This window comes from Amycolatopsis sp. NPDC051071 (assembly GCF_040682875.1).
Classification (GTDB): Bacteria; Actinomycetota; Actinomycetes; order Mycobacteriales; family Pseudonocardiaceae; genus Amycolatopsis.
This window is the reverse complement of record NZ_JBFBBY010000212.1, coordinates 1-11352: the sequence shown is the minus strand read 5'-3', so window position 1 is coordinate 11352 and position 11352 is coordinate 1. Positions and strand designations below refer to the sequence as shown.

Below are 11352 nucleotides of genomic sequence, written 5' to 3'. Positions count from 1 at the left end.
CTTCCTTGCGCTAGGCGCAAGGAAGGGGGCCTTCATGTACTTGGGACCAGCCGTAGGTACTTAGCGCACTCTTGGCGGATCAGACGACCGTGAGGCGGTTCTCGAAGGTCTCGACGAGCTTGCGCCACTCGGACTGCTCGGCGTCGAACGGAGCGCTCGGCTCGAGGCGCGTGGGGTCCGGCCGCAGCACGAACGACACCAGCCAGCCGAGGCTTTCGTTGGCGGCGAGCGCGGTTTCGACGCTGTCGTCCTCGGCCCACTCGGCGGCGTCGGTGATCAGCTCGACCGCCAGCTCCAGCTGGGTCGGGTCGATCGACTCGGGGCCCTCGGCGATGTCGTCGGCGATGCCGTTGAGCACGTAGGTGTTCTCGGCGTCGACGTCGATCTCGAGTTCACCCGCGGTGGCCTTCGTGGTCACCTCGTCCCAAGTGGACACTTGGGCGAGGTCGTTGTCGCCCAGCTCCTTGCCGTCCGCGATCGCGCGGATCAGCGCCTTTTCGGAGCTGAAGACGTCGATCTCGCCTTCGCTGCCGAGGAAGACCGGCTTGTCGTCGAGGTAGCAGCGCAGCGTGTAGTACTCGGCGCCGGAGGTGATGATCTTGATCGGGTCGATGCCGACCTCGCCCCAGAAACCGACGGGCTCGTCGTCTTCGTCTTCGTCGTCATCATCCACGTCGACGTCTTCGAGGTCCTCGTCCGCGGCGGCCGCTTCGGCCTCCGCCGACTCCGAGAGGAACGTCGCGAGTTCCTCGGCTGTCTGCTCGAGCACCTTGTCGTCGACGTCGGGAGCGGTCACCAGACCGTCGATCGCGTCGAGCACGATGTCCCACTTTTCGGAGACCGCCTGCGACAGGTCCGCCCACAGGCGCTCGCCGTCGCGGCCGGAGAAGGGCAGTGTGCCCTGGTCCAGCAGCGAGAAGCTCTCGTGCGCGTCGAGGACCTCGTGGACGTCTTCGAGTTCGCACACGTCCGCGAGCGAACGCACGATGCCGATGATCTCGGCCAGTTCGCCCAGCGTCCACTGGTCCGGCTTTTCGGCGACCAGCTCGGGCACGCCGACCAGGTCGTAGGTGTGGTCGTCGTCCGGGATCAGCTCGGGCACGTTCAGTGCCGGCACGAGCTCCCACGCCGGGTGGTCGAGCAGGTCGTGCTGCTCGGAGGTCCGCACGAACGCGGCGAGATGCGCCGCGTCGGGGAAGGCGTACAGGTCGTCTTCGTCGCCGAGGAAGGCTTCCCATTCCTCACCGTCTTCCCGCCAGCGCGGCGCCCAGAGAGTGACCACGTCACCCTGTGGCAGGCCGAGTTCGATCGGGATGATGTCCTGTGCCATTCCTAAGCCCTCTCAAATTACCGCCTGTGTGCGCGCGGCCGGATGAAGCATGCCCGGTGAGTGCGCGGTAACGCGAAGCCTACGGGTTTCCGGCGGAGGGCGCGATCACCCCTCGGCAAGATGCGACCAACGGATGGCACGATAGGTCCTCTGATGACTCTTACAGACCTCCTGCCTGCGGATCCCGACCCCGACTCGCTGTTCGAAGCCTTCTCCACGTGGACGGCCGAGCGCGGGCTAGAGCTGTACCCCGCGCAGGAGGAGGCCATCATCGAAGTGGTCTCCGGCGCGAACGTGATCCTGTCGACGCCGACGGGGTCCGGGAAGAGCCTAGTCGCCGTCGGCGCGCACTTCACCGCGCTGGCGCACGGCCGCCGCAGCTACTACACGGCGCCGATCAAAGCGCTGGTCTCGGAGAAGTTCTTCCAGCTCATCGAGATCTTCGGCGCGGAGAACGTCGGCATGATGACCGGCGATTCGGCGGTGAACGCCGACGCGCCGATCATCTGCTGCACGGCGGAGATCCTGGCGAACATGGCCCTGCGCCTCGGTGCCGACGCGCCGGTCGGCCAGGTCGTGGCCGACGAGTTCCACTTCTACGCCGAGCCGGACCGCGGCTGGGCGTGGCAGGTGCCGCTGCTGGAACTGCCGAACGCGCAGTTCGTGCTGATGTCGGCGACGCTGGGCGACGTCTCCTTCTTCGAGAAGGACCTCACCCGCCGGACCGGCCGCCCGACCGCGGTGGTCACCTCGGCGCAGCGGCCGGTGCCGCTCACCTTCCGCTACGCGCTGACGCCGTTGCACGAGACGATGTCCGAGCTGCTCAACGGAGGTCAGTCGCCGGTCTACGTCGTGCACTTCTCGCAGGCGGCGGCGATCGAGCGCGCGCAGACGCTGATGAGCATCAACGTCACCAGCAAGGCGGAGAAGGAGGCCATCGCCGAGACACTCGGCGACTTCCGCTTCGCCGCCGGGTTCGGGAAGACGTTGTCGCGGCTGGTCCGCCACGGCATCGGCGTGCATCACGCCGGCATGCTGCCGAAGTACCGGCGCCTCGTCGAGCAGCTCGCGCAGGCCGGGCTGCTGAAGGTGATCTGCGGGACCGACACCCTCGGCGTCGGCATCAACGTACCTATCCGGACAGTGGTCTTCTCCGCGCTGACGAAGTACGACGGGGTGCGGCAACGGCATCTGAAGGCACGCGAGTTCCATCAGATCGCCGGCCGCGCGGGCCGGGCGGGATACGACACCGACGGGTACGTCGTCGTGCAGGCGCCGGACCACGTCGTCGAAAACGCCAAGGCGCTGGAGAGGGCAGGCGACGATCCCAAGAAGAAAAAGAAGATCGTCCGCAAGAAGGCACCCGAGGGGTTCGTCAACTGGACGGAGAGCACTTTCGACCGGCTGATCGCGGCCGACCCGGAACCGCTGACGTCGAGTTTCCAGGTCAGCCACTCGATGCTGCTGAACGTCGTTTCACGCCCCGGCAACGCGTTCGACTCGATGCGGCATCTGCTGGAGGACAACCATTCGGACCGTCCCGCTCAGCGGAAACTGATCCTGCGTGCGATCGCGATCTACCGCGCGCTGCTCGCGGCGGGTGTCGTGGAACGGCTCGACGAACCCGACGAGCAGGGCAGGATTGTCCGGCTCACCGTGGACCTGCAGTTCGATTTCGCGCTGAACCAGCCGCTTTCGCCGTTCGCGCTCGCCGCGATCGAACTGCTCGACGTCGATTCGCCGTCCTATCCCCTCGATGTCGTGTCCATTGTGGAATCCACTGTGGACAATCCGCGTCCGGTGCTTTCGCAGCAGCAGTTCAAGGCACGCGGCGAGGCCGTCCAGTCGATGAAGGCGGAGGGCATCGAGTACGACGAGCGGATGGAACTGCTCGAAAATGTCACGTACCCGAAGCCGCTGGAGGAACTGCTGGAGGCGGCGTATTCCCGCTACCGGCAAGGGCATCCGTGGGTCGACGACTACGAGCTCAAGCCGAAGTCCGTCGTGCGCGACATGTACGAGCGGGCGATGAACTTCGTGGAGTACATCGGTTTCTACCAGCTCGCCCGCTCGGAAGGGCTGGTGCTGCGGTATCTCACCGACACCTACGACTCGCTCCGGCATACGGTCCCCGACGAGGCCAAGACCGAGGGGTTGCAGGACCTCATCGAATGGCTGGGTGAACTGGTGCGCCAGGTCGACTCCAGCCTGCTGGACGAATGGGAAGCGTTGCGGCATCCCGAAGAGGAGGGCCCGGTTTCGCACCGGCCGCCGTCCGAGCCGCCCGCGGTCACGCGGAACGAGCGGGCCTTCCGGGTGCTCGTGCGGAACGAGTTGTTCCGCCGGGTGGAGCTGGCGTCACGCCGTGCCTTCGGGACACTCGGCGAACTGGACGCGGCCTCGGGCTGGGACGCCGACGCGTGGGAAGACGCCATCGAGGACTACTTCGACGAGCACGAAACCCTCGGCATCGGACCGGACGCACGGGGGCCGCAGCTGCTGATCATCGAGATGGAGAAGGAGCTCTGGCGGGTCCGGCAAATCTTCGACGACCCCGCGGGCGACCACGACTGGGGCATCAGCGCCGAGGTCGACCTGGCGGCGTCGGATGAGGCAGGGGCCGCTGTCATCCGGGTCACCGCGGTGGACCGGCCGTGACCCGCTTTCGGGTCTTGCCTGCCGGGCCGGAACTGTGACGGCGTGGATGTCAGGAAAGGGTCTTTCAGGACGAATCTTGTCCTGAAAGACCCTTTCCTGACACGCGCGGCGCCGATTCAGCCACGGCCTGGGGCCGAAGTTCCCGCCGCCGCGACGTAAGCCGCACCCCGAGCACGATCAGCGAGAGCGCGGGCAGCGGGTAGCCGACGAGCAGGCCAACGGTGATGTCGGCGAGCGGAGCCGCGACCGCGGCGACGAACACCCACCTCGGCGCGGTCGGCGGCTTCGCACCTGTCCGCGCCTTGCCCCACGGTTTCGCCACCGAGAGCCAGGCCTGGAAAGCGATGGCACTCGCCATCAGGCCGGTACCGGCGATCAGTGTCGTCGACGCGGGTTCGGGAATCCCGGCCCGCGCCGCGGCCACGGAGTCCCGCAGTGCGCCGGAGAGAAGGAAGATCCCGGCGTGCAGCTGGACGAGCGTGATCACGAACTTCGCGAGCACCCACCAATGACGGGTGAATCCCCAGGCGGTCGCGGCCGCGAGCATGAACCCGGTGAACGCCGACGCGTTCGCGAGCGGCGCCAGCAGGAGCGAGTCGATTTCGTGTGCCATCGACGTCGCGGCGACACGGACGGCGTTGTCCTCACTGCCGTGGCTGATCGCCAGGAGGGTGAACAGCGCCAATGCCTGTCCCATCCAGCCCACCGAACTGATGACGTGCAGCCACACCGTCAGCTGCCGCCAGGTCTTGGTCCCCATGCCGCACAGGGTCGCGTGAGCACCCTGCCCGGCACATCCGGGACGACCCTGAAATCAAGCAGGAAGGGGCGGGAAGCAGGCCTGCGCGTCATGGCCGCCGAACCACAGCCCGACCATGAACGCCATGGTCGCCTCCATCAGCGACGCCCGATCGAGTCCGCCGGCGTCCAGTGGCACGCAACCGATGTCGCGGACGAGCCCGCTCACGCGAGCGACGGCCTCCGGATCACCGCAGAGCGGGACCGCGAGCGGGCGGCCGCCGAACACCGGGGGAGTCATCCGCCAGACGTCCACATGGCACAGATTGAACGCCTTGACCACGTGAGCGTCTCGTGCGGCCACGGCGATCCGAGCCGCCTGATCGGGCACCGTCAGGACAGCGCCGGGGCCGACCGCGTTGGTGCAGTCGATCAAGACCTTTCCCGCGAGATTCCCCGCCGCGGCAACGACTTCCGTCACCGACGCGGCGGGGACGGCGAGCAGGATCACGTCACTCGCACGGGCGGTTTCGTCCCAGGTCCCCACTCGCGCGGAGATCCCGGCGGCCTTGACCCGATCGCGTGCGGCGACCATCACCTCGTGCCCGGCCTTGGCCCACTGCCCGCCGAGCGCCTCCGCCATCCCACCCGCGCCGAAAATCCCGATACGCATGTGCTGCTCCCTATGATCGAGTTACCGCTACGACCGTAGAAAGCCACGCGGGTACCAAGTGGTTACCGGAGGTTCCATGAACGACGTCTTCCTCGCCGATTGCCGTGCCCGGCTGGCCTTCGACCTGATGGCGAACACGTGGAACCCCGTCGTCCTGTGGGCGCTGCGGGATGGTGCGCTCCGGCCCGCTGAACTGCGGCGCAGGCTCGGCGGGATCAGCACGAAGGTGCTCACGGAGACGGTCCGGCGGCTGGAGTTCAACGGTCTGGTCGCCAGACGCGACTGCGGCCGGACGGCGAAGGTCGAGTATTCGCTGACGGACCTCGGTGTCAGCCTGCTGGAGCCTATCGAGGCCTTCGGGGGGTGGGCCTTTCGTCATGGTGACGAAGTGATGGCCGCGCAGGACAAGGCGACCCGGTTGTGCGATCTCGCGTGACTAAAGGCCGATCACGCGTGCTTGAAGGTCGATCTTGCGTGCTTGAAGGCGGATCTCGCGTGCTTGGAGAGCGATCACGCGTGCTTGGAGAGCGATCTCGCGTGCTTGAAGGCGGATCTCGCGTGCTTGGAGAGCGATCACGCGTGCTTGGAGAGCGGTCTTGCGTGCTTGGGGGCGGATCTCGCGAGGGTGGTCAGGTGGGTGGCCGGGCCTCGGCCAGGTTGAGCAGGGGGATGGCCGCGGCGGCGTCGGTGATCAACGTCGACACCATGCCGGAGCGCAGGACGGCGTCGATGGCCTCGGCCTTCGGTTCCGTGTAGCCGAGCGCGATCACCTCGGGAACGGCGAGCAGCTCTTCGGCGCTTATGGCCAGCACGTGGTGGGCCAGCCCGGTGGACATCGGCGTCCCGTCGGCGTCGAACAGGCGCGCGGAAACCTCCGCTTTCGCGCCCCGTTTCGCTATCGAAGTTCGTTCCGTCTCGTCGAGGGCGTCGAAAACCGTCGATTCTTCGGGCTTCCACGCGCCGATGCTGACGACGGCCTTGGTCAGGTTCTTGAACTGGCTGAAGGTCTCCGCGATCCCAGGCTGCCTTCGCAGTGTCTCGGTGGTGCGGCGATCGGGCAGCACGAGCGGGCCGAAGATCGGGTACGCCTGGCCACCGGAGACGGAGGCGACCCGGCTGACCGTCTCCACCGAACGGTCACGCATGTCCATTCCCGCCTGGACCCCGCACAGTTGCACGACCGGGCATTTCGGCAATGAGTGGATCGCCTCGGTCATCGCGTTCACGGACCGTGCCCAAGACAAGCCGAGGACGTCGCTCGGAGTGATGATCTCGGTCAGGAGGCGGGCCGCGAGAGCGCCGATCTTCCGCCGGGCCAGTTCCCTCGGCTCCGGCTCCGGCACTCGTTCGAGCACGAGGACCCGGTCCAGCCGGTGCGCCGCGCGGAGCTCTTCGGAAAGGGTGAGATCGACCGGGGCCGGCAGGTGGAATTCGACCTTGACGATGCCGCTTTCCCTGGCCGTGTCCAGCATTCTGGCGACCTTGAACCGGCTGATCCCGAACTCGTCGGCGATCTCGAGTTTCGAGGCGCCCTGTTCGTAGAACCGCCGGGCCGCCGCGGCCAGGCGTAGCGACTCCACCAAGCCGGGATCCTGCTTCTTCCCGCTCATCTGAGCAGTATAGCTCGAAATCTTAGCGAAAGGTTGACGTAGCACCAGGGAAAAGTTCACCATGCCAGAACATGCAGTCTGAAGCATAAGCCTGGCCCGCTCGTTTGAGCGGAGAGAAGAGGAGCTGGCATGCGTGCCGCGATCGTGGACCGGCCCGGTGAGATCAGGGTCGGCGAGGTACCCGATCCGAAACCGGGGGATCGCCAGGTCGTCGTCAAGGTCGGTGCCTGCGGGATCTGCGGGACCGATCTCCACATCGCCGACGGGCATTTCCCGCCGACGCCCTACCCGATCGTCCCCGGCCACGAATTCGCCGGCGAGATCGTCGAACTCGGCGCCGACGTGCCGGGTGGGTGGCAAGTGGGCGACCGCGTCGCCGTCGACCCGTCGCTGTTCTGCGGCTACTGCAAGCCTTGCCGGTCCGGCCGCGGCAACCTCTGCGAGAACTGGAACGCGACCGGGGACACCGTGAACGGCGCTTTCGCCGAGTACGTCGCCGTTCCCTCCGCGAACTGCTACCGGATGCCGGACACGATGACCTGGGAGCAGGGCGCGCTCGTCGAGCCGGTCTCCTGCGCGGTGCACGGGGTACGCCGGATCGGCGTCGAGGCGGGGGAGCGATTCCTCGTCGTCGGCGCGGGCACGATGGGCCTGATCATGCAGCAGTTGCTGCAGCGGGCGGGTGCGCACGTCACGATGGTCGATCGCAACACCTCGCGTCTCGGCCGGGCGAAGGACCTTGGCGCCGTCGCCGTCGCGAGTGACGTGAAGGAACTGGACGACGAGAAGTTCGACGCCGCCGCGGACTGCACTGGCGCCGCACCCGCCATCGAGGCCGCCTTCGATTCGCTTCAGCGCGGAGGTCGTCTGCTGGTCTTCGGAGTCGCGCCCGCCGAAGCACGCGTCGCGCTTTCGCCATTCCGGATCTACAACGACGAGATCACCGTCGTCGGCTCGATGGCCGTCATGAACAGCTTCGGCGCCGCACTCGACCTCGTGGCCGACGGCGCCATCGACACCGGCGCGCTCCTCACCGACACACTTCCGCTGGAGCAGTACCCCGACGCGCTCGCCCTCATGCGCAGTGGCGCCGGCCTGAAAGTGCAGGTCTTACCGGGAGGCGAAAGTGCGTAAAGCGGCCGCTCTGTTCGCGGTACTTCTGCTGACCCTCACCGGATGTGCCGGTGCGGGTGCGATCGGGGCCGGGGACCGGACGCTCGTCGTCGCGATCGTCGCGAACCCGCAGATGAAGGACGCCATCGAGCTTTCCGGCGAGTTCGAGAAGGCGAACCCCGGCGTCACCCTCAAGTTCGTCTCGCTGCCCGAAAACCAGGCACGCGCGAAGATCACCGCGTCGACGGCCACCGAAGGCGGCGAGTTCGACGTCGTCATGATCAGCAACTACGAAGCTCCGCAGTGGGGCGCGAACGGCTGGCTCGAAAACCTCGACCCGCATATCGCGGCGGACCCCTCGTACGATGCGGCCGACTTCATCCCGAGTATCAAGGAATCCTTGTCGCACAACGGATCGCTCTACGCGGTGCCGTTCTACGGCGAATCGTCGTTCCTGGCCTACCGGAAGGACCTCTTCGAGCAGGCAGGGCTCACGATGCCCGCCAAACCGACGTGGTCCCAGATCGCCGAGTTCGCGGCGAAGCTCGACGACAAGGGCAAGGGCCTGTCCGGCATCTGCCTTCGCGGCAAGCCAGGCTGGGGCGAGAGCCTGGCTCCGTTCACCACCGTCGCCAACACCTTCGGCGCGCAGTGGTTCGACAAGGACTGGAACGCCAAACTGACCAGCCCCGAATTCAAGGCGGCCGCCGAGTTCTACGTGAACCTGGTGCGGAACCACGGCGAGGTCGGCGCGTCCAGCGCGGGCTTCTCCGAATGCGGCACGCGGTATACGCAGGGCCAGGCCGCGATGTGGTACGACGCCACGGTCATGGCGGGTACGAACGAAGACCCGGCCGGCAGCAAGGTCGTCGGCAAATCCGGGTACGCACCGGCGCCGGTGGAGAAGACGCGGGCCAGCGGCTGGCTCTACACCTGGGCATTGGGGATCCCGAAGGTCGCCAAGGACAAGGACCTCGCCTGGAAGTTCATGTCCTGGATGACCGACAAGGCCTACGTGCGGCGGGTCGCCCAGCGGTTCGGCGACTGGAACCGCGTCCCGCCGGGCGTGCGGAAGTCGACCTACGACATCCCCCAGTACCGTGAGGCGGCCAAGGCCTACGCACAACCCACCCTGGACGGGATCGCGGACGCCAACCAGCAGAAGGCGATGGTGAATCCGGTGCCCTACCCCGGAATCCAGTTCGTCGGCATCCCGGAGTTCCAGGATCTCGGCACTCGCGTGAGCCAGCAGCTTTCCGCGGCGATCGCGGGCCAGGTCACCGTGGACGAAGCCTTGAAACAGTCACAGGAGTACGCGCGGACCGTCGGCAAGTCGTATCAGGAGGTGCGGTGATGTCTGCGCTCTCCGCTCCTGCCCGCACCGAACCCGCCCACGCCAAGAAAGCGGCTCCGAAACGCGGCACCGACACGCCGTTCAGACGACGGCTTCCGCTGCTGCCCGCGTTGTTGTTCGTCGTCGCCGTCACGCAGTTGCCGTTCGTGCTGACGGTGATCTACTCGTTCCAGTCGTGGAACCTGGTCCGGCCGGGTTCGCGGCATTTCGTCGGGCTGCGGAACTACATCGACGTCTTCGCCGACTCGACGTTCCTCGGGGCGTTGCTGAACACCGTCGTCCTCACGGTCGTCTGCGTGTTCTTCTCGCTCCTGCTCGGACTGGGACTCGCGATCCTGCTGGACCGCAAGTTCCTCGGCCGCGGTGTCGTCCGGACCCTGCTGATCACGCCGTTCCTGATCCTGCCCGCGGCGGGCGCGTTGCTGTGGAAGACGACGATGTTCGACCCGACCTACGGGTTGCTGCATTTCGTGTTCGGCACGGACGTCGACTGGCTTTCGGAGTTCCCGCTCGCCTCGGTGATGGCACAGGTCGTCTGGCAGTGGACGCCGTTCATGATGCTGCTGATCCTGGCCGGGCTGCAGAGCCAGCCCAAGGACGTGCTGGAGGCCGCGTCGGTCGACGGGGCGGGCCGCTGGCGGACGTTCACCTTGATCACCCTGCCGCATCTGAGCCGGTTCCTGCAGCTGGCGACACTGCTGGGCGCCATCTACATCGTGAACAGCTTCGACGCGATCTTCCTGATGACCCAAGGCGGGCCTGGTACGGCCAGCACGAACCTGCCCTTCTACATCTATCAGCGGGCGTTCCAAGGTTTCGACATCGGGCAGTCGTCGGCGATGGGCGTGATCGTCGTGATCCTGACGATGATCGTCGCGACCTTCGCCCTGCGACTGATGTTCCGTGCGTTCTCCGTACAGGGAGGGGCGAAATGAACCGCCGGTTCGGCCCGGCCGCGCTGACGGCCGTGACCTGGGTGATCGCGATCCTGTTCGTGTTCCCGCTGCTGTGGATGATCCTCACAGCCTTCAAACAGGAGGCCGACGCTTACACCGATCCGCCGCGGCTGTTCTTCTCCCCGACGCTGGACCAGTTCGCCGGTGTCCTCGACCGCGGGTTCCTCCCGTACCTGTCGAACTCGGCGTTCGTCACCGTCGTCTCGACGCTTTTCGTGCTGCTGCTGGGAATCCCGGCGGCGTACGCGTTGTCGCTGGCGCCGGTGAAGGGGACGAGCAACGCGCTCGGGTTCTTCCTGTCGACGAAGATGCTGCCGATCGTGGCGGCGATCATCCCGCTGTACGTGATCTCGCAGAACACCCAGCTGCTGGACAACGTCTGGGCGCTGATCATCCTGTACACCTCGATGAACCTGCCGCTGGCCATCTGGATGATGCGGTCGTTCTTCCTGGAGGTGCCGCACGAGATGATCGAGGCCGCCCGGATCGACGGGGCGACGTTGCCGATCCTGCTGCGGAAGATCATCATGCCGGTGGTCGCGCCAGGGGTGGCCGCGACCGCGCTGATCTGCGTGATCTTCTCGTGGACCGAGTTCTTCTACTCGGTCAACCTCACCGCCGCGCGCGCCGGGACCGTGCCGGTGTTCCTGGTCGGGTTCATCACCAGCGAGGGGCTCTACTGGGCGCAGCTGTCCGCGGCCGCCCTGCTCGCGTCGCTGCCGGTGATGATCGTCGGCTGGATCGCGCAGAACCACCTCGTCCGCGGCCTCTCGATGGGCGCGGTCAAGTAACACGGCGGCGCGTGAAGGCCCCCTTCCCTCGGCTCAGCCGAGGGAAGGGGTCCTTCACCGGGACGAGCAGGCTCACCAGGCTGACCGCGCAGCCGGAGCCCACGTGCAGCAGGAACATCGCACTCGACC

General features: G+C 66.7%; 9 protein-coding genes and 1 pseudogene. 6 read left to right on the top strand and 4 right to left on the bottom strand.

The genetic code is table 11. From position 1 onward, the window contains the following. Window positions 1-79: 79 nt before the first annotated feature. A complete protein-coding gene (locus AB0M65_RS37185) occupies window positions 80-1330 on the bottom strand; it encodes a primosomal protein (RefSeq protein ID WP_364038972.1) in 1251 nt (416 codons plus the stop codon). 153 nt (window positions 1331-1483) lie between these two features. Between AB0M65_RS37185 and AB0M65_RS37180 the strand changes: the two genes are divergently transcribed. Further along, window positions 1484-3988, top strand: coding sequence for a DUF3516 domain-containing protein (locus AB0M65_RS37180; protein WP_364038969.1), 2505 nt, complete (start codon window positions 1484-1486; stop codon window positions 3986-3988). A gap of 64 nt (window positions 3989-4052) precedes the next feature. Here AB0M65_RS37180 and AB0M65_RS37175 read toward each other — a convergent pair whose 3' ends face one another. Both AB0M65_RS37175 and AB0M65_RS37170 read right to left on the bottom strand, forming a co-directional pair. Further along, window positions 4053-4748 carry a hypothetical protein gene (locus AB0M65_RS37175; protein ID WP_364038966.1) on the bottom strand — a complete coding sequence of 232 codons (696 nt, stop codon included), beginning with the start codon at window positions 4746-4748 and terminating at the stop codon, window positions 4053-4055. A 54-nt stretch (window positions 4749-4802) separates the two neighbouring features. Beyond that, window positions 4803-5402 (bottom strand): annotated as a pseudogene (locus tag AB0M65_RS37170) (NAD(P)-binding domain-containing protein); the annotation flags it as partial. A 73-nt stretch (window positions 5403-5475) separates the two neighbouring features. Here AB0M65_RS37170 and AB0M65_RS37165 point away from each other — a divergent pair. After that, on the top strand, window positions 5476-5835 hold the full coding sequence (locus AB0M65_RS37165) for a helix-turn-helix domain-containing protein (protein ID WP_364038963.1): 360 nt from the start codon (window positions 5476-5478) through the stop codon (window positions 5833-5835). Window positions 5836-6028: 193 nt separating this feature from the next. Here the strand turns inward: AB0M65_RS37165 and AB0M65_RS37160 are convergent, their stop codons facing one another. Beyond that, on the bottom strand, window positions 6029-7009 hold the full coding sequence (locus AB0M65_RS37160; protein WP_364038960.1) for a sugar-binding domain-containing protein: 981 nt from the start codon (window positions 7007-7009) through the stop codon (window positions 6029-6031). Window positions 7010-7138: 129 nt separating this feature from the next. Between AB0M65_RS37160 and AB0M65_RS37155 the strand changes: the two genes are divergently transcribed. Genes AB0M65_RS37155 through AB0M65_RS37140 form a run of 4 tightly spaced genes read left to right on the top strand, consistent with a single transcriptional unit; the run spans window position 7139 to window position 11223 of the window. Further along, window positions 7139-8143: a zinc-dependent alcohol dehydrogenase family protein gene (locus tag AB0M65_RS37155; protein ID WP_364038957.1), complete on the top strand. Its 1005-nt coding sequence runs from the start codon at window positions 7139-7141 to the stop codon at window positions 8141-8143. Further along, window positions 8136-9476 carry a sugar ABC transporter substrate-binding protein gene (locus AB0M65_RS37150; RefSeq protein ID WP_364038954.1) on the top strand — a complete coding sequence of 447 codons (1341 nt, stop codon included), beginning with the start codon at window positions 8136-8138 and terminating at the stop codon, window positions 9474-9476. The genes AB0M65_RS37155 and AB0M65_RS37150 overlap by 8 nt, the downstream gene beginning before the upstream one ends. Next, on the top strand, window positions 9476-10411 hold the full coding sequence (locus AB0M65_RS37145) for a sugar ABC transporter permease (protein ID WP_364038951.1): 936 nt from the start codon (window positions 9476-9478) through the stop codon (window positions 10409-10411). Before AB0M65_RS37150 ends, AB0M65_RS37145 begins: the two co-directional genes overlap by 1 nt. After that, on the top strand, window positions 10408-11223 hold the full coding sequence (locus AB0M65_RS37140; protein WP_364038948.1) for a carbohydrate ABC transporter permease: 816 nt from the start codon (window positions 10408-10410) through the stop codon (window positions 11221-11223). The genes AB0M65_RS37145 and AB0M65_RS37140 overlap by 4 nt, the downstream gene beginning before the upstream one ends. The last annotated feature ends 129 nt before the right edge of the window (window positions 11224-11352 follow it).